The organism is Bradyrhizobium sp. USDA 4532, from assembly GCF_024171315.1.
In the GTDB taxonomy this organism is placed as follows: domain Bacteria; phylum Pseudomonadota; class Alphaproteobacteria; order Rhizobiales; family Xanthobacteraceae; genus Bradyrhizobium; species Bradyrhizobium australafricanum.
Genome location: NZ_JALJZN010000001.1, coordinates 1,100,536 through 1,118,033, shown reverse-complemented (window position 1 = coordinate 1,118,033; position 17,498 = coordinate 1,100,536). Strand labels below are relative to the sequence as shown.

The following is a 17,498-nucleotide window of genomic DNA, read 5'->3' as shown; positions in this document are numbered from 1 at the left end:
ATACGCCGTTGTCTCCCGGTCACACAGCCAAGCTTTGCGTGCAACTTCGACAGCTTCTAACCCCGTGCAGGCTGCTCGCGAAAATCACCGTGATAACGACTCGCTCAAGATTTTTTTTACGGAGCGTGGAATAAATGTCGTGCAGGTGGATTCGGCCGCAGCGGTTTGCTGCTTCGGCTGTCGTTGTGTTTTCGGTTGTTGGTGCGGACGATGTCTTCGCCCAGACGCAATTGCCGTCCGTGACAGTCGAGGCGCCGCAGCGGCAAGCGGCGCGATCGCAGCAGCCTTCGCAACGGTCCACGCGCGCACGCAGCGCCTCGCGCCGCGCGACGGCCGCCCCGGTGGGCGCGCAGCCACAGACCGCTCAGCAGCCCGCGGGCGCCAGCGGCGGGCACGAACGCGCCAACGGCCCGGTCACCGGCTATCTGGCGCGGCTGAGCGCCAGCGGCACCAAGACCAGCACGCCGATCATCCAGACGCCGCAATCGGTGTCGGTCATCAGCGCCGAGCAGATCCGCGACCAGAAGATCGTCAGCAAGTTCGACGAGGTGCTGCGCTACACGCCGGGCGTCATCGGCGGCACCTATGGCACCGATTTCCGCAACGACTGGTTCATGATCCGCGGCTTCCCGGCGCAGAACGAGTCGCTGTTCCTCGACGGCCTGCAGCTGTTCTACACCTCCTATGCGAGCTGGAAGCTGCAGCCCTTCAATCTCGAGCGCGTCGAGGTGCTGCGCGGTCCGTCCGGCATCCTGTATGGCGGCTCGGCGCCGGGCGGCCTCGTCAACGCGGTGAGCAAGCTGCCGCAGGCCGAGCCCGTTCGCTACATCGAGACCGGCGTCAATAATTTCGGCAACGCCTATACCCAGTTCGACATCGGCGGCGCGACGGCGCAGCCCGGCAACGGCCAGGTGCAGTACCGCCTCGTCGGCCAGGCCCAGGGCGGCGGCACCCAGACCGACTATGTCTACGACAACAATTTCTTCTTCGCCCCGTCGGTGACCTGGCGGCCCGATGCCGACACCAGCCTCACCGTGTTCGGCATGGCCTCGCACAGCAACACCCGCGCGCTGAACTTCCTGCCCTATGTCGGCACCGTCACCAACGCGCCGTTCGGCCGGATTCCGACCAGCCTGTTTGTCGGCGATCCCAGCGCCGACCAGTTCCGCCGCGACCAGCAGATGGTCGGCTACCAGTTCCAGAAGAGCGTGACCGACAGCGTCGATTTCCGCCAGAACGCGCGCATGGCGCATGTCGACGTCTATTATGCCGGCCTCTACGGGCTCGGCTATGCGACGACGCCGGCCGCCGCCGACATCACCCGCGGCAATTTCTACACCCGCGGCATCGCCACCCAGCTCAACCTCGACAATCAGCTCGAATACCGCTTCGCCACCGGCGCGCTGCAGCACACCGCGCTGGTCGGCGTCGATCTGAAATATTACGGCATCGACGACCGCCAGGGTTTTGGCATGGGCACCAATCTCAACGTGCTCAATCCGGTTTATGGCACCAACCTGCCGTATAGCGGCCCGCTCTATCAGAACGGCTATCTCGCCCAGGGCATGGCCGGGCTCTACCTGCAGGATCAGGTCAAGCTCGACCGCCTGACTGTGGTGCTGTCCGGCCGCCAGGATTGGGTCGATCTCACCAACAACAACCGGATCGGCGCCTCCCAGGGCCGCGACGACAGCAAGTTCTCCGGCCGTGTAGGCGCGATCTACAATTTCGACAGCGGCGTTGCGCCCTACGTCTCCTACATGACGGGCTACAACCCGGTCATCGGCACCACCGCGTCCGGCCAATTGCTGCTGCCGGAAACCTCCGAGCAGACCGAGGTCGGCGTCAAGTACGAGCCGGTCGGGCTCAACGCACGGTTCGGCGTCGCGTATTTCGACCTCAAGCGCAAGAACGCGCTGACAACAGATCCGAACAATCCGCTGTTCCAGACCCAGAACGGCGAAGTCACCTCGCGCGGCGTCGAGCTCGAGGCGGTCGCGAACATCACGCGCGATTTCAAGCTGGTGGCGAGCTACACCAATTACGAGCTGTTCGTCAGCAAGGACCTCAATCCCGCGCTGATCGGCACCGTGCCGACCAACGCGCCGCGTCAGCTCGCATCGGCGTGGACCGACTACACCTTCCGCGACGGGCCGCTCACGGGCTTCGGCTTCGGCGGCGGCGTGCGCTATGTCGGCTCGTCCTTTGCCGACACCGCGAACACCGCACGCGTCCCGGGGGTCGTGCTGGGCGATCTCGCCTTGCATTACGAATGGGACAACAACTGGCGCGCGGCGCTCAACGTCGTGAACGTCACTGACAAGATTTATGTCGCGAGCTGCGCGACCATCAGCTCCTGCTACTACGGCGATCGCCGCCGCATCACGGCGAGCTTCGCCTACAAATGGTGAGCTGAACTTTCAGTTCACGGAAAATCATGTGACCGAGAGGCGGCATTCGGCCGCCTCTCTTTTTTCGCTGTCGTCAGGGTGGTGTCAGCTTGTCACGCTAGGTTTTGCGTCGCGGCGATATTTGCCGTGCCCAGACTGGCCCGCTCCGAAATGCGAGCCCCGGAGCGGGCCTTTTACGGTCTGGTCGCGTCCTAATCCTCGTTCGCCTTGAATCGCCCCAATCCCTTGAGCACGAACGGCGCCAGCAGCGCGATCAGCGCGATGCCGAGCAGCGTCGCCGACATCGGGCTTTGCAGCAGCACCATGGGATCGCCGAGGCTGATCGCCAGCGCGCGGCGCAACTGGCTTTCGGCGATCGGCCCGAGGATCAGCCCGATCACGACGGGCGCGATCGGGAAGTCGAACCGGCGCATCAGAAAGCCCATGACGCCGAACGCCGCCAGCATCGACAGCTCGACGACCGACGGCTTCGCCGCGATCGTGCCCATGGTGGCGAACACCAGGATGCCGGCATAGAGCCAGGGCTGCGGGATCGCCAGCAGCCGCACCCAAAGGCCGACCAGCGGCAGATTGAGCACCAGCAGCATGCCGTTGGCGATGAACAGGCTCGCGATCAGGCCCCACACCAGGTCGGGCCGCTCCGCGAACAACAGCGGCCCCGGGTTGAGGCCGTATTGCTGGAAGCCCGCCAGCATCATTGCAGCCGTTGCCGAGGTCGGCAGCCCGAGCGTCAAAAGTGGCACCAGCGTGCCGGCGGCGGACGCGTTGTTCGCCGCTTCCGGCCCTGCGACGCCTTCGATCGCGCCCTTGCCGAACTCCTCCGGATGTTTGGTCAGCCGCCGCTCGGTGGAATAGGACAGGAATGTCGGGATCTCCGCCCCGCCGGCCGGCAGCGCCCCGATCGGAAAACCGAACAGCGTGCCACGCAGCCACGGCTTCCACGACCGCCGCCAGTCCTCCCGCGTCATCCACAGCGAGCCGCGCACCGGCTCGAGCTTCTCCTCGGCGTGATGCCGGCGCGAGGCGACATAGAGCGCCTCGCCGACCGCGAACAGGCCGACCGCGAGCGTCGTCACCTCGACGCCGTCGAGCAGTTCGGGGATGCCGAAGGCAAGCCGCGCCTGACCGGTCAGCTTGTCGATGCCGACCAGCCCGAGCGTGAGGCCGATGAACAGGCTGGTGAGGCCGCGGACCGGCGAGTCGCCGAAGGTCGCCGACACCGTGACGAAGGCGACGCACATCAGCGCGAAGTAATCCTCCGGCCCGAAGCGCACGGCGAAATCGACCAGCCATGGCGCGAGGAATGCGAGGCCGATGGTGGCGATGGTGCCGGCCACGAACGAGCCGATCGCCGAGGTCGCCAGCGCCGGGCCGCCGCGGCCGGCCTTGGCCATCTTGTTGCCCTCGAGCGCGGTCGCCATCGACGCGCTCTCGCCCGGCGTATTGATCAGGATCGCGGTGGTCGATCCGCCATACATGCCGCCATAATAGATGCCGGCGAACATGATCAGCGAGCCGCCGGGATCGAGCTTGTAGGTCACCGGCAGCAGCAGCGCGACCGTCAGCGCCGGTCCGATGCCCGGCAACACGCCGACCGCGGTGCCCAGGAACACGCCGATCAGGGCGTAGAGCAGGTTCATCGGCTGCATGGCGACCGCCATGCCGTGCGCCAGCGCGGCGAAAGTGTCCATCACAGCAGTCGCTCCAGCGGGCCGGCGGGAAGGCTCAGCGTCAACAGCTTGTCGAACGCGAGATAAATCAGCGTCGTGATCACGAGCGCGATGGCGGTGTCGGCCAGGACGGCGCGGCGGCCGAACGCCGCCGACGTGGTGACGAACAGCGCCGAGGTGGCGAGGATGAAGCCGCCGCCAAAGCCGATGATGGCGATCAGGAGCGCCAGGCCCCCGATGATCAGCCACACCGGTTTCGGATCCATGCTCTCGCGCGGCGGCAGCTTGCCGCGCAGCGCGTCGATCAGATTGCCGACCGCGAGGATGACAAGGCCGATCGCGATGACGACCGGCATCGCCTCCGGCCCCATGCCGTACATCGTGGTCGACGGCAGCTTGCTGGCGTCCCACACCAGCACCGCAGCAAGCCCGGCAAGCGCGGCCGCGATGACCACGCCGGCGCGGTCGACGCGGCGCGCCGGCGCCGGCCGGAGGTTTTCAGACGCCGCGTCCGGCGTCATGACTTCACGAGGCCGACGGACTTCAGCACCTCGGTCACGCGCGTGATCTCCTTCTTCAGGAAATCCGCGAAGGCGTCGCCGCCGAGATAGGCGTCATCCCAGCCCTTCTGCTTCAGGATCTCCTTCCAGGAATCGGACTTCACCATCTTCTCGACCGCATCGCTCAGCACCTTGCGCTGCTCCGGCGTGATGCCGGGCGGAGCGACCACCGAGCGCCAATTGGCCAGCACGAGATCGATGCCCTGCTCCTTGAAGGTCGGGATGTCGACGCCGGGCAGACGCTGCGCCGACGTCACGCCGAGCGCGCGCAACTTGCCGGCCTTGATCTGGCCTTCATATTCGCTGAGGCCGGAAATGCCGGCCGTGACCTTGCCGCCGAGAATGGCTGCAAGCGACTCGCCGCCGCCCGAGAACGGAATGTAGTTGATCTTCTTGGCGTCGGCGCCGACCGTGCCCGCGAACAGCGCCGCCATCACATGGTCGACACCGCCGGCCGAGCCGCCGGCAAAGGTCACCTTGGCGATATCGGCCTTCACCGCGGCGGCAAGATCCTGCGCCGTCTTGATCGGCGAGTTCGCCGGCACCACGATGACCTGGGTCTCCTCGGTGAGGCGCGCAATCGGCGTCACCTGATCCAGCGTCACCGGCGACTTGTTCATGGCGAGTGCGCCCACCATGACGAAGCCGTTCACCATCATCTGGTTGCTGTCGCCCTTGGCGCCGTTGACGAACTGCGCGATGCCGACGCTGCCGCCGGCGCCAGGAACGTTGGTGACCTGGACGCTGCGCGCGATGCCGGCCGCGACCAGCGCCTGCTGCATCGAACGCGCGGTCTGATCCCAGCCGCCGCCCGGCGCCGCCGGCGCCATCAGCTTGAGCTCGAGCTGCTGCGCGGGCGCCGGACCGCTCGCCCCGAGCAACAGCGCGACGACCGCGCCGAACAGGCGCATGTGGGACGAGATCATGGGGCTTCCTCCTGAATTTTCGGAAAGCAGCCTGCGGATCGCCGGCTGCATCCGGTCACGTGATCGCATCGCCACTCGGACAGCGCGGTCCCTTCGGGTCAGGAATCGCTCGCCGATCTCGCGTCTGCGTGTCCCTAGCGACCATTCGCCACAGCCTTCGGCAAGCCGGAGGGCGCAGCTAGCCAGTGCTGCAAATCGCCGCACCATCTCCGGTCATTTTTCGCTTGCTTTGATTCGGCACGGCTCGCCAACGCAAGTTCGGTTCTAGGAACCTTCGCCATTTTCTCCCGTTCCAACTCCGCCGATTGGTACGGCTATTGGAGGAGAGAACATGAAGTTTAAGACCATTGTCGCGGCATCTTTGCTTGCCGCTTTCGTCTCGCCGGCATTCGCAGCGGATGAATTCTACGTCGTCCAGGATGTGAAGACGAAGAAGTGCACGATCGTCGACAAGAAGCCCGTCGACACGACGACCACCGTCGTCAGCCCGTCAGGCACTGTCTACAAGACGCGCTCCGAGGCCGAGACCGGCATGAAGAGCGTCAAGGTCTGTACCTCGGACTAGGAGGCGATCGCATGCCAGTCATCATTCTTTGGGCCGTGCCGGCGATCATCGTCATCGGCGGCGGCATCTACCTGATCGGCCATATGCACTGAAGCAAGGAGACCTCTTATGAAGAAGTTGGCTATCGGCTGCATCATGGCTGCGGCGTTCGCTACCGCCGCGCATGCAGCAACCACCATGCCCGCCGCGCCGGCGGACAGTTCGACCATCACCAACTACTACAAGCAGAATGTCTACGACCCGAAGGAATCCAAGATCGGGACGATCGACGACGTGCTTGTCGACAAGTCCGGCAAGGTGACCGGTCTCGTCGTCGGTGTCGGCGGCTTCCTCGGCGCCGGCGAAAAGGACGTGATCGTGCCGTTCACGGCCGTCAAGTCTCAAAAGAAAGACGACAAGTGGTGGCTTACGCTCGACGAGACCAAGGACAGCCTGAAGGCCGCACCTGGTTTCAAATACGATCGCGCCAGCACGACTTGGAAGCCGGAGAATAAGTAGCATCGACGCCCCGTCTGCTCGCTCAGAGCAGACGGGGCGCTATTCACGCAAGTGATGGCGGCCCTATCCAAGCTCGCCGGAACGGACCAGGGTCGCGCAACGAAACGGCCCCAGCACCTTTGGGGGCCTGGAGGCCGGTGCTGGGGCCGGTTGCCTGATCCGGGGCCGAGCTGTTGGAGCCAGGCAGTCCAATCGATCAACGCCCCCGCGGTTCCGGCATTAGCCTATGTAAATCGGCGACCTAATTTTCCACCGGCATGTCTTGTCTGCAACAGGCCTCCCTCGAGCGGCGCTGATCCGCCGCCGCTTCAGCCGCGGTTCTGACGCGGAGAATCAACCGCAAAAATTTTTCGGCCGGGTTCTTGACACGATATCTCCGGTTTTTATTTTCTTTCGCGCCAGCCCCCAACGCGGAGGCTGGGGCCTGGTCGCCCCTCGGGGCCAGGCGAGACGGGCACCGGTCGTGTCCGGTGCCGTTCATATCCATCTTGCTCTATGGAGGATTTGGCTATGCGCACATACGACTTCTCTCCCCTGTTCCGGTCGACCATCGGATTCGACCGGCTCTTTGATCTTGCCGAAGCAGCCCACCGGGCCGGCGAAGATCACTACCCGCCCTACAACATCGAACGGCTATCCGAAGACAGCTATCAGATCGTGCTCGCGATCGCCGGTTTTGCGCCGGATGAGATTTCCGTCACGGCAGAGCAGAACGTTCTGACTGTCGAAGGCGTCAAGGTCGAGAAGGCCGAGCGCGAATACATCTATCAGGGCATCTCGACGCGCAGATTCAAGCGCCAGTTCAGCCTGGCCGACTACGTCGAGGTCAAGAGCGCGGCGTTCGACAACGGGCTTCTCAGGATCGAGCTGGCGCGCGAAGTGCCGGAGGCGATGAAGCCGCGACGCATCGCGATCAACGCGGCATCGAACACGGCGCCCCGACAGCTCGAAAACGTCGCCGCCTGATTGAACCGGCGAAGCCGCGTCCGACGAACAGGTCGCGGCTTCGTCTTCTCACTCTTCTCAGCAACTCGTCTTTCGAACGGAGGTATCCATGCGGCCGACGACCGCGCCTGCTCATAACGTTATTGGCTTTCATCTGCCGATTGGCGATCACCACCAATATGAGGTCCCGCACGATGTGGTGCGGGATTCTCGCCTGAGCCTGGCCGAGAAACGCGCTCTCCTGGCATCCTGGGCCTCGGACGCCAGCGCTGTAGCGTCCAATCCCGCTTTGCGCGCACCCAAGGGGCTCAAAGCGCCCGTTCCTGTCAGCGACATCCTCGAAGCGCTTCGCGCGCTCGACAGCGATCCGCACCATCCGCCAGGCGGCCGGCCTGCCCGCCTGCGCTCCGTCGACCGCTGCCTGGCTGCATAGGAGCGCGAGATGACAGACATCAGGCTACCGAAGCAGGTCATCGACCGCCTCGAGGGACGCTGGCGGTCAAGATTTGGACAGGCAAGGCGCGGGAGCTCAGAACTGTTCGACCACCGGCTTGAACAGTTGCGCGCTCATCGCAACAATATTCATCGGTATCAGCGATTGCTGCAGACCCAGCTCTCCGACCTCGAGCGCGAATTCATCGAAAGACGGCTGTCCGAAGAAACCACGGCAATGCAAGGCCTCGCGGCCGACATTCCATCCCTTCCCTCCTCGTTCGATCGCGCAGCTTGCGAGGAGATCACGCCATGAATGGGCTGCAACAACTGCTCATAAGAGGCAGCGAAAAAGTCATCGGTCACTATCAATTCCTGCTGGATAGCGCGACCTCGGAACAAGAGCGCGAACGCTATCGACGGAGGATCGAGGAAGAACGCCGGATACTAGGCCGGTTGCTCGACGATTCCGATCGGTCGTCACGCGCGGCGTGAGCGATTCATGGCGGCGGGAGACAAATCCGCTCGTGATGCCCGCCGCTCGCCTCGCGCGAAGGCCGCAAAGCCACCCGCGTGCCTTCGAACCATCAAAGGACGCGTCCGTTATCCGGAGGCTTGGTACGCATCCGGGAGACGTTGCCTTATGTATCTGATCTACTATTTCGCTGTCTTCCTCGCTGTGACCGGCGCAGTCTTTGGCTCATTGGTAACGCTGGTGAAGATCTTTCATTCCATGGGTTCCGCCTAACGATCCCGATCGAAGGTCTCGGATCGGAGCCCTGGTTCGGAATTTCACCCTAGCAAAAGCCAGGCCATGGAGGCGATGAGAGCCACAAGCGACACGGTCGCAGCGCTGACAAAGGCAATCTCCACACCGTCGATATGGTGGTGGTTTGTATGCATTGAGCGTCCTCCTAGATGGGTGCCCGCGGACCTTGAGACAGTAGCCACGCCGCCAAATTGGCGGTGGTTTCGTCATGCCGCGCCTGCCTCAACAGGGTCTCTCGCTCTCGACAGGGAGGAAGGTTCTTGGCCCGTTGACGTAGCCGTTCGGCTTCTTGGGCGAGGCGTTTTTCAAGAGGGAAAATCTGCCTAACCCGGCGTCGTCGCTTCATGGCTCCTCTCTCCAACGCTGACGTTTGGCTGCCCCAAAAGCAAAATCAAAAAGCCCGGGAAGCCTAAAAAGTTCCTGCCAGCTTCGCGTCAATGAGATCAGACGGATGGAACTGGCGAAACGGCATGGACGTTACAGGGCATGGGCATGGCCAAGGACCTGAAGAAACAGGCCAAGACCGCCGAGCAGGCGGCGGTGCGGACGGCTGACGAATTCGCGGCCGAGCAAATGAAGAGCCTCGCCCAAGCGTTCCGGGCTCAGGCCGAGGTCGTCAAACGAAACAAGAAAAAGAAGAAAGATGAGCTTCACCGTAAAAGCTAGGTGCAAGTTTGGAGAGATCGTGCACCGTCGTGGCACGGCCGAAGCAGCTCTACGCAAGGCAAAAGAGCTTTCACGGTCGCAGTGTTACGACATCCACATCGTGACACCTGAAGGCCGAGACTACGACTCGTCCGAGTTTGGGGATCTTCCCCGCACGCCACTGGCTGTGCGCGTTGCTCAGAAAGGCCACACCTATCCATAGGGCAGGAGAGATTCCATAGGGCAGGAGAGGTTTCAAAACGGCAGGCTCAAAAAGCGGCCCCGGCTAACCGCATCACCCTTAGGGTGCGCCCTTCCCCAACCGCCTCGCGCGCGCCATCGGCGCGACAATCAATAGCGGTCGCGATATCCCCGCCGCTGCTGCCCATATGCGGCACGAGGATTGATCCCGCAGGTCACGTTCCTTCCGGAAGCTGACGCGAGACACTGGGCGCGGGTTTGGTACATGCAATCGCCGGGATAGCCGACGCCGCGCCCCTGCACGCACCAGCGATAATCCCGGGCGCTGGCTGGGCTCACACTTGCCAGTCCTGCAACGCCGAACGCCAGGACGAGCTCCAGGACAGCGAACAGGACGGTTGCGCGCATGATCGGGTCCTCGCAAGCAATCGAGGACCAACGGAGCGGCAAGATTAGCGTTCCCTTCGATAGTGGCCGGCCGGTTAGCAAGATCGCAAGCCGCAGCCGGAGCGGCCGCGCCGAGCGCGAGCGCAGGAACCATGCTCCGTTGGGTCGGTTGTTGGAAACCATCCATCCCACACAAAGTCAATCGGCATGCCGTCACGACTGCTTTGGTTTTTAGGGTTTCCGGTTCTGGTAGTTCTGGGTGGTTGCGGCGATCAACTCGAGTGCGATTCAATCGAAACCCGGAAGGCCGTGCTCCAGACCATCTCCAACGATCACCGCAATCCGCTTGTCAATTTCGCCGCCAGGGAATCGACGGCGAAGCCCACTGCGGAAAACGCAAATCCACAATACCTCCTCGGTGAAAAGATCGTCACGACCTCGGCAAGTGAGGACAAGCGAACATTGCAATGCAGCGGCGGCATCTCGGTTTCCGTGGGCGACATCAAGGCTTCCAAGGAAGTCGAATTCACCGTGCAGAAATCGAGCGACGGAAAGTTGGCGGTTTCGGTTGCTCCATTTCAGTTTTGAGTTACGACAAACTCAGTGTCGTCCTGGCGAAAGCCAGGACCCATTACCCCAAATCACTATTGTTGCGCGATGCTGGGGCCGCGATCCCGCTCATCGCCAAATGCGGTGGTTATAGGTCCTGCTTTCAGGACGACGATCGTGCGCGAGGAACCTGCACCGTCATCGCGTCGTTGCGAGCAAAGCAAATCGCCGCCGAGGAAGCCTTGCCGACGACGCGGAATCAGACCGCGAAGCCAGGCGCGCCGCTACAGCCCGGTATAGCCGGCCTTCACGTGGTCGGTACTACCGTCGAGCTGGCGCAGATAGGTCAGCCCGCACACCGTCAACCGATGCGGATCGCGCTCGCCGGCGTCGAACAGCGTCTGCACGTACTCTGTCACCTTCGCCCGCGCTTCGTCGCTCGCAGCGGGCGTGCGGTTGAGCAGCAGATCATACGTCTGCATGATCCGATCGATAGCGGCTTCCATTGAAGTCTCCGGGTTGACGCTCAGGCGACCACCAGCGTCTCGGCCTCGAACTTCGCGATCGCCTTGTTGGCGAGGCGGAGGCGGTTCATCTCACCGCGCTGGAACAGCTTCACGATGATGCCGAGCAGGCGCTCATTGGTGGCGAAATTGTCGGCGATGGCGCCGGATTTGCGCAGATAGTTCGAGGCGATCGCGTAGGCGTCACCGACGACCTCGACATTCAGCACCTCAATCCCGCGTTCGAGCAACATATCCCTGCCTCTCCGTTGGCTAACGGATAAGCCGCAGGGAACGCCTTGGTTCCTCGCCGGGGCCCATTTATTTTCGCAGGTGCAGCATGAAAAACGCATCGGCCGGGCATGACCGATGCGTTGACTGGAGCAAGGTTGGACCGGAGCAAGGCTGGACTGAAGGAAGGCTGCCGGTCTTCTCGCGCGGCCGGCTTGGCCATCAGGCGAAAACGGGAAGGCTCAGAGGCGATACAGGATCTGGTCGGTCCAGAACCGCTCGAGGCGATGCAGCGACTTGTTGAGGCTCGCGAACTCCTCGTTCGAGATGCCGCCGACCTGCTCCACCGTCTTGACGTGCTTCTGATAGAGTGCGTCGACGATCTTGCGGACCTCCTGGCCCTGCGGGGTCAGCCGGATGCGGACCGAGCGGCGATCGACGCGCGAGCGCTGATGATCGAGGAAGCCGAGCTCGACGAGCTTCTTCAGATTGTAGGAGACGTTGGAGCCGAGATAGTAGCCGCGGGTGCGCAGCTCGCCGGCGGTCAACTCCTTGTCGCCGATGTTGTACAGGAGCAGCGCCTGCACCGAGTTGATGTCGGCGCGGCCACGACGATCGAATTCGTCCTTGATGACGTCGAGGAGCCGGCGATGCAGCCGCTCCACCAAAGTCAGGGCTTCGAGATAGAGCGGCTGCACCGGAGCTTGACCGGTAGCGCGATCAGCGGCATCCGCCGCCGTTGTCGCAACGGCTTTCATCATGACACTTCCCCTGTTTGTCGTTTTTATCGACTTTATTCGACGAAACTTGTGTCCCGCCTGATAGGTCCAACGTAAGGGGGCCGTTTGAATATCCGCTTAAATAAGAGAATAAAGAGATCATGAATTTAAGACAGTGAATCGTGGATTAAGCCCATGGATCAAAGGCTTTTCGCAACTTTTCATTGACGGTGGCGGACCCTTGTTCACGCTTCGTCTGCCTGCCCTGTCACATTCGGAAACAGCATCGTCTGAATTCGAAACGGTGGCGTAACGGGTATGAGGGAACCCTTTACGGTGACCGATCGGTTACCGGAAAATTCTTTGAAAATTTTATCGGAGTGCAGCGGCGGGACGTGCACGCGATGCGCGCAGCGGTGCCGATCTGTTGTGGGGGCCAGACCGGTTCCGCCGTCGGCCCGCGCAAAGCCGGCCGGCACACGCGCCGAGGTCCGGTGAAATGGGCCCCGACGGCAGGTCCCGTAGAGACGGTCCCGCAAGGGAGTGTCTCAAACGGATGCGATCTGTCGGCACCCACCTATCAGAACCAGCAGAGCTGTCTTCTCGTTGCGCGCACGGCTGGCAAATATTGCCGGCCGCGGCCGGCTATTCGTGGCGCTGTCGCCACGGGGCAACAGTGCATCAGGCCATCGCTGCACGCCGGCCTATGGCGGGCGTTCGCGCGCCGACATCCAGGCCAGCGCGAGATAGGCGGCGAGCATCAGCGCCTCGAGCCCGACCACGGTGAGACTGCCGCCATAGATGCCGGGAAACATCAGCTCGATGACCGCCATCGACACCACGGTGGTCAGCCACACCACGGCGCCCCAGGGCGTCGCGAGCCAGAGCCCGACGGCGGCGACGAGCTCGATGACGGCGAAATAGATCGTGGCGGTCTGCCAGGCCATCGACTGGTTCTCGAAGGCCTCCTCCTCGCCGCCGACGAAGCCGGTCACCTGGGCCCAGTGATAGAGGCCCTTGGCGACCGAGACGACGGCCATGATGCGCAGGAAGATGACGAGGCGCCGCGTCCACGCATTGTCGTCCGGCTCGATCCGGTCGGACGAGATCGCGCTCACCGAGATGGCATTGTCCCGCGCCTGATCGCGTGCAGAGGTGTCAGACATCCGAATCGCCGCATAGCGGCTGCAAAATGGGGTTCATGGGCGCAGTCTTGGCCCGCCGGGGACGCAAAATCAATTGCCGTTGCGGCAAATCAAGGGCGCCACGGATGCAATAGCGGCGCAATGACGGCGGCCCTGACAGGTGCTAGAAACGGACTTATATCAGGTCCAGACCTTATCAGGTCCAGAATGCCGTCCGTCGAGGAGAAGAAGACATGGCGATCAAATTCGGGCGCCCGATTGAACTGCGTGATGCGCCCCGGCGGCAGAGCGATGCCCTCGCCTCCCCCTCGCTCGACCTCACGATCCGGATGCGGCGCAACCGCAAGTCGGAATGGGCCCGACGCCTGGTGCGCGAGAACGTGCTGACCAGCAATGACCTGATCTGGCCGATGTTCGTGGTCGATGGCCACAACACCCGCACGCCGGTGGCCTCGATGCCCGGCGTCGACCGGCTCACCGTCGACCAGATCGTCCGCGACGCCGAGCGCGCGGCAAGGCTCAACATTCCCTGCATCGCGCTTTTCCCGTTCACCGAGCCGTCGCTGCGCGACGAGCAGGGCTCGGAGGCGCTCAACCCCGACAATCTGGTCTGCCAGGCGGTGCGCGCGATCAAGAAGGAGTTTCCCGACATCGGCGTGCTCTGCGACGTCGCGCTCGATCCCTTCACCAGCCATGGCCATGACGGGCTGATCGAGGACGGCAGGATCCTCAACGACGAGACAGTCGCGGTGCTGGTGAAGCAGGCGCTGACCCAGGCCGAGGCCGGCTGCGACGTGATCGCGCCGTCGGACATGATGGACGGCCGGATCGGCGCGATCCGCGAGGCGCTCGACGACAACGGCTTCGGCGACGTGCAGATCATGTCCTATGCGGCGAAATACGCCTCCGCCTTCTACGGCCCGTTCCGCGACGCGATCGGCTCGGCCAAGACGCTGACCGGCGACAAGCGCACCTACCAGATGGACAGCGCCAATTCCGACGAGGCGCTGCGCGAGGTCGAGCTCGACATCGCCGAGGGCGCCGACATGGTGATGGTGAAGCCGGGCATGCCCTATCTCGACATCGTCCGCCGCGTGAAGGACCATTTCGCGATGCCGACCTTCGTGTACCAGGTGTCCGGCGAGTACGCGATGATCGCGGGCGCCGCCGCCAATGGCTGGATCGACGGCGAGCGCGCGATGATGGAGAGCCTGGTCGGCTTCAAGCGCGCCGGCGCCGACGGCATCCTCACCTATTTCGCGCCGAAGGCCGCCGAAAAGATCAAGGCGGAGAGCTGACGGCCGCCGCCCGTTATTGCGACAAGTGGATCGCTTCGCTCCGCTCGCAATGACGGCGTGAAGGTAGAACCGCTCAATCCAGCCCCCGAATCGCCGGATTATTTCGGCTAGTTAATGTTCGCGCAGGCTTGGCGAATGCGCCTCCTGTTCCCATGTCCTGCGCGGGACTTTCATCGGAGGTTGGTCATGTCTTACGGCAATGACGGCGGCACCTGGCGCAACGAGGCCTGGCGCAACGACGGCGGCGTTCCTCCGCATGCGTTCGACCCAATGATGCAGCCGGACCTGTTCCGCGGCGTGCTGACGCGACGTGTCTTTGCGTTCCTGATCGACCTGTTCGTGCTGTCGGTGCCGGTGATCCTGGCGGTGATTTTCATCGCGGTGTTCGGCCTCGTCACGCTCGGTCTCGGCTGGGCGCTGTTCTGGCTGGTCTCGCCGGCCTCGATCGTCTGGGCGATCGTCTACTACGGCGCCTCGATCGGCGGGCAGCACTCGGCCACCATCGGCATGCGCATGATGGATCTGGAACTGCGGACCTGGTACGGTGCGCGCGGCTATTTCGTGCTCGGCGCCACCCATGCGGTGCTGTTCTGGGTGACGATCTCGTTCCTGTCGCCGCTAGTGCTCCTGATCGGGCTGCTCAACGGCCGCCGCCGGCTGCTGCACGACATCGTCCTCGGAACCGTCATTATCAACAGCTCGGTCCGGACCCCCGTCGCCCCGGCCGCGCGGACCTCCTATTAGGCCCGCCTAAACCAATTGACCGTTAGCCTCAGGGGGGCGATGCTCACTCGGCTGCCTGTATTGTTTGTGGAGCCCGACGATCTGACGTGACCCAGCATTCGCGTGATACTCCCCAGTTCTATTTGACGGCGCCCTCGCCTTGCCCGTATTTGCCGGGCCGACATGAGCGGAAGGTTTTCACGCACCTGGTCGGCGACAAAGCGGGCGATCTCAACGACTTGCTGACCCATGGCGGCTTCCGCCGCAGCCAGTCGATCGCCTACCGCCCAGCCTGCGACCAGTGCCGGGCCTGCGTCTCGGTCCGGGTGATCGCCAACGAATTCCGCCCCTCCCGCAACTTCCGCAAGGTGCTGGCCCGCAACGCCGACATCATCGGCGAGCAGCGCACCGCGGTGCCGACCTCGGAGCAATATTCGGTCTTCCGCGCCTATCTCGACCGCCGCCACCGCAATGGCGGGATGGCCGACATGACCGTGCTCGACTACGCCATGATGGTCGAGGACAGCCATGTCGAGACCCGGATCATCGAGTACCGCAAGCGCAATGGCGACAGCGCCATCACCGGCCGCGGCGACGAGCTGATGGCGGTGGCGCTGACCGACGTGCTCAGCGACGGGCTGTCGATGGTTTATTCGTTCTTCGAGCCCGGGCTGGAGGCCCGCTCGCTCGGTACCTTCATGATCCTCGACCACATCGCCCGCGCCCGCCGGCAGGGCCTTCCTTACGTCTATCTCGGGTACTGGATCGAGGGCTCCAAGAAGATGGACTACAAGGGCCGCTTCCTGCCGCAGCAGCGGCTCGCGCCGTCGGGCTGGCTGCGCGTCGACGCATCAGGCGAGGTGCTCGCCGAGCCGCAGGACTAGCTGCCGAAGAACGTATCGATCAGCAGCTTCACGTTCAGGATCACGATCAACCCTGCGACGATCCACGCCGCCACCGCGACGGGGCGTGAGATCGCGAACGCGCCCATCTTGCGTTTGTCGGACACGAACCGCACCAGCGGGATCACCGCGAACGGCAGCTGCATCGACAGCACGACCTGGCTGAACACCAGCAGCTGCGCCGTGCCGCTCTCGCCATAGAGCGCGGCGACCACGATGACAGGGACGATCGCGATGCCGCGGGTCACCAGCCGCTGCAGCCAGTCGGGCAGCTTGAGGTCGAGGAAGCCCTGCATCACGATCTGGCCGGCCAGCGTCGCCGTCACCGTCGAGTTGAGGCCGGAGGCGAGCAGCGCCACGGCAAACAGCGTCGAGGCGATGCCGAGGCCGAGCAGCGGCGACAGCAGTTCGAACGCCTGGTCGATCTCGGCGACATCGGAATGGCCGCTCTTGTGAAAGGTCGCGGCCGCCAGCACCAGGATCGCGGCATTGACGAACAGCGCCAGCATCAGCGCGATGGTGGAATCGGTGGTCGCCCATTTGATCGCGTCGCGCCGTCCCTCCTCGGTGCGCGGGTAGGCGCGGGTCTGCACGATCGAGGAGTGCAGATAGAGATTATGCGGCATCACGGTGGCGCCGATGATGCCGATCGCGATGTACAGCATCTCCGGATTGGTGACGATCTCGCGCGACGGGATGAAGCCGCCGAGCACGGCGGCCACCGGCGGCGCGGCGGCCGCGATCTGGACGACGAAGCAGACCGCGATGACGATCAAGAGCGCGATGACGAAGGCCTCGAGGAAGCGGAAGCCGCGATTCATCAGGAGCAGCAGCAGGAACGCATCCAGCGCCGCCAGCAGCGCGCCGCCGATCAGGGGAATGCCGAACAGCAGCTTGAGCGCGATCGCGGTGCCGATCACCTCGGCGAGGTCGCAGGCGATGATCGCGGCCTCGCAGGCGAGCCACAGCAGCAAATTCACCGGGCGCGAGTAGGTCGCGCGGCAGGCCTGCGCCAGGTCGCGGTCGGTGGCGATGCCAAGCCGCGCGGCAAGCGCCTGCAGCAGGATCGCCATCAGGTTGGAGAGCAGGATGACCGACAGCAACGTGTAGCCAAACTTCGATCCGCCCGCGAGGTCGGTGGCCCAGTTGCCGGGGTCCATATAGCCGACCGAAACCAGATAGCCCGGCCCGGCGAAGGCCAGCAGCCGCCGCCACCACAGGCCGCCTGACGGCACCGCGACGGTCGCGTTCACCTCAGGCAGGCTGCGCACATGTCCGGCATCGCCCCGCCAGCCACTTGGCACGGCATTGGGAACCGAAACGGAAGACAGTTCAGGGGTCCGAGCATCCATCCGACAAGGATGGCCGATCTGTCCCGTTATTGCAACTCATTTGCAACTGCATCTAGGCTCACGAAAA

Annotated in this window: 21 protein-coding genes; 12 read left to right on the top strand and 9 right to left on the bottom strand. The window is 63.7% G+C overall.

What is annotated here, in order from left to right:
• The first annotated feature begins 134 nt into the window (after nucleotides 1-134).
• Nucleotides 135-2,411, top strand: coding sequence for a TonB-dependent siderophore receptor (locus tag J2R76_RS05410; RefSeq protein ID WP_253623802.1), 2,277 nt, complete (start codon nucleotides 135-137; stop codon nucleotides 2,409-2,411).
• 191 nt (nucleotides 2,412-2,602) lie between these two features.
• Here the strand turns inward: J2R76_RS05410 and J2R76_RS05405 are convergent, their stop codons facing one another.
• From J2R76_RS05405 to J2R76_RS05395, 3 genes are read right to left on the bottom strand one after another with little or no spacing between them, the layout of a single operon-like run.
• Nucleotides 2,603-4,102 (bottom strand): tripartite tricarboxylate transporter permease, encoded by a 1,500-nt coding sequence (locus J2R76_RS05405; protein ID WP_057020728.1) that lies wholly within the window; start codon nucleotides 4,100-4,102, stop codon nucleotides 2,603-2,605.
• Complete coding sequence (locus J2R76_RS05400; RefSeq protein ID WP_141341078.1) at nucleotides 4,102-4,602, bottom strand: tripartite tricarboxylate transporter TctB family protein; 501 nt, start codon at nucleotides 4,600-4,602, stop codon at nucleotides 4,102-4,104. Before J2R76_RS05400 ends, J2R76_RS05405 begins: the two co-directional genes overlap by 1 nt.
• On the bottom strand, nucleotides 4,599-5,567 hold the full coding sequence (locus J2R76_RS05395) for a tripartite tricarboxylate transporter substrate binding protein (RefSeq protein ID WP_057020730.1): 969 nt from the start codon (nucleotides 5,565-5,567) through the stop codon (nucleotides 4,599-4,601). Before J2R76_RS05395 ends, J2R76_RS05400 begins: the two co-directional genes overlap by 4 nt.
• 331 nt (nucleotides 5,568-5,898) lie before the next feature.
• Here J2R76_RS05395 and J2R76_RS05390 point away from each other — a divergent pair, with 331 nt between their 5' ends.
• The 7 genes from J2R76_RS05390 (at nucleotide 5,899) to J2R76_RS05355 (ending at nucleotide 9,442) form a co-directional block, all read left to right on the top strand.
• Nucleotides 5,899-6,132 (top strand): hypothetical protein, encoded by a 234-nt coding sequence (locus J2R76_RS05390; RefSeq protein ID WP_057020731.1) that lies wholly within the window; start codon nucleotides 5,899-5,901, stop codon nucleotides 6,130-6,132.
• A gap of 108 nt (nucleotides 6,133-6,240) precedes the next feature.
• The gene (locus tag J2R76_RS05385) at nucleotides 6,241-6,630 is read left to right on the top strand and encodes a PRC-barrel domain-containing protein (RefSeq protein WP_028340955.1); all 390 of its coding nucleotides are present in this window, start codon (nucleotides 6,241-6,243) and stop codon (nucleotides 6,628-6,630) included.
• 510 nt (nucleotides 6,631-7,140) lie between these two features.
• Nucleotides 7,141-7,596, top strand: coding sequence for an Hsp20 family protein (locus J2R76_RS05380; RefSeq protein ID WP_057020733.1), 456 nt, complete (start codon nucleotides 7,141-7,143; stop codon nucleotides 7,594-7,596).
• Nucleotides 7,597-7,684: 88 nt separating this feature from the next.
• The gene (locus J2R76_RS05375) at nucleotides 7,685-8,008 is read left to right on the top strand and encodes a hypothetical protein (RefSeq protein ID WP_092078022.1); all 324 of its coding nucleotides are present in this window, start codon (nucleotides 7,685-7,687) and stop codon (nucleotides 8,006-8,008) included.
• A gap of 9 nt (nucleotides 8,009-8,017) precedes the next feature.
• On the top strand, nucleotides 8,018-8,323 hold the full coding sequence (locus J2R76_RS05370; RefSeq protein WP_246786886.1) for a hypothetical protein: 306 nt from the start codon (nucleotides 8,018-8,020) through the stop codon (nucleotides 8,321-8,323).
• On the top strand, nucleotides 8,320-8,502 hold the full coding sequence (locus J2R76_RS05365) for a hypothetical protein (protein WP_057020734.1): 183 nt from the start codon (nucleotides 8,320-8,322) through the stop codon (nucleotides 8,500-8,502). The genes J2R76_RS05370 and J2R76_RS05365 overlap by 4 nt, the downstream gene beginning before the upstream one ends.
• Nucleotides 8,503-9,268: 766 nt before the next feature.
• On the top strand, nucleotides 9,269-9,442 hold the full coding sequence (locus J2R76_RS05355) for a hypothetical protein (protein WP_225158918.1): 174 nt from the start codon (nucleotides 9,269-9,271) through the stop codon (nucleotides 9,440-9,442).
• A 330-nt stretch (nucleotides 9,443-9,772) separates the two neighbouring features.
• Here the strand turns inward: J2R76_RS05355 and J2R76_RS05350 are convergent, their stop codons facing one another.
• A complete protein-coding gene (locus J2R76_RS05350) occupies nucleotides 9,773-10,030 on the bottom strand; it encodes a DUF3551 domain-containing protein (protein ID WP_141341080.1) in 258 nt (85 codons plus the stop codon).
• A gap of 186 nt (nucleotides 10,031-10,216) precedes the next feature.
• Here J2R76_RS05350 and J2R76_RS05345 point away from each other — a divergent pair, with 186 nt between their 5' ends.
• Nucleotides 10,217-10,597, top strand: a complete 381-nt coding sequence (locus J2R76_RS05345) for a hypothetical protein (protein ID WP_141341081.1) — start codon at nucleotides 10,217-10,219, stop codon at nucleotides 10,595-10,597.
• 245 nt (nucleotides 10,598-10,842) lie between these two features.
• On the opposite strand, the gene J2R76_RS05340 is transcribed toward J2R76_RS05345, so the two are convergent.
• The 4 genes from J2R76_RS05340 to J2R76_RS05325 form a co-directional block, all read right to left on the bottom strand.
• On the bottom strand, nucleotides 10,843-11,064 hold the full coding sequence (locus J2R76_RS05340; RefSeq protein WP_016845010.1) for a hypothetical protein: 222 nt from the start codon (nucleotides 11,062-11,064) through the stop codon (nucleotides 10,843-10,845).
• A gap of 20 nt (nucleotides 11,065-11,084) precedes the next feature.
• A complete protein-coding gene (locus J2R76_RS05335) occupies nucleotides 11,085-11,315 on the bottom strand; it encodes a hypothetical protein (protein ID WP_141342653.1) in 231 nt (76 codons plus the stop codon).
• 219 nt (nucleotides 11,316-11,534) lie between these two features.
• The gene (ldtR, locus tag J2R76_RS05330; protein WP_018271925.1) at nucleotides 11,535-12,053 is read right to left on the bottom strand and encodes a transcriptional regulator LdtR; all 519 of its coding nucleotides are present in this window, start codon (nucleotides 12,051-12,053) and stop codon (nucleotides 11,535-11,537) included.
• A gap of 662 nt (nucleotides 12,054-12,715) precedes the next feature.
• On the bottom strand, nucleotides 12,716-13,177 hold the full coding sequence (locus tag J2R76_RS05325) for a DUF6163 family protein (protein WP_016845013.1): 462 nt from the start codon (nucleotides 13,175-13,177) through the stop codon (nucleotides 12,716-12,718).
• A gap of 212 nt (nucleotides 13,178-13,389) precedes the next feature.
• Here J2R76_RS05325 and hemB point away from each other — a divergent pair, with 212 nt between their 5' ends.
• The 3 genes from hemB to J2R76_RS05310 all read left to right on the top strand — a co-directional run bounded on the left by hemB (nucleotide 13,390) and on the right by J2R76_RS05310 (nucleotide 16,061).
• On the top strand, nucleotides 13,390-14,454 hold the full coding sequence (gene hemB / locus J2R76_RS05320) for a porphobilinogen synthase (protein ID WP_076834380.1): 1,065 nt from the start codon (nucleotides 13,390-13,392) through the stop codon (nucleotides 14,452-14,454).
• A 186-nt stretch (nucleotides 14,455-14,640) separates the two neighbouring features.
• Complete coding sequence (locus tag J2R76_RS05315) at nucleotides 14,641-15,198, top strand: RDD family protein (protein ID WP_057020739.1); 558 nt, start codon at nucleotides 14,641-14,643, stop codon at nucleotides 15,196-15,198.
• Between the two features lie 86 nt (nucleotides 15,199-15,284).
• A complete protein-coding gene (locus tag J2R76_RS05310) occupies nucleotides 15,285-16,061 on the top strand; it encodes an arginyltransferase (protein ID WP_076834382.1) in 777 nt (258 codons plus the stop codon).
• Here the strand turns inward: J2R76_RS05310 and J2R76_RS05305 are convergent.
• Nucleotides 16,058-17,431 carry an Nramp family divalent metal transporter gene (locus J2R76_RS05305; RefSeq protein WP_076834384.1) on the bottom strand — a complete coding sequence of 458 codons (1,374 nt, stop codon included), beginning with the start codon at nucleotides 17,429-17,431 and terminating at the stop codon, nucleotides 16,058-16,060. The genes J2R76_RS05310 and J2R76_RS05305 overlap by 4 nt on opposite strands.
• Nucleotides 17,432-17,498: the final 67 nt, after the last annotated feature.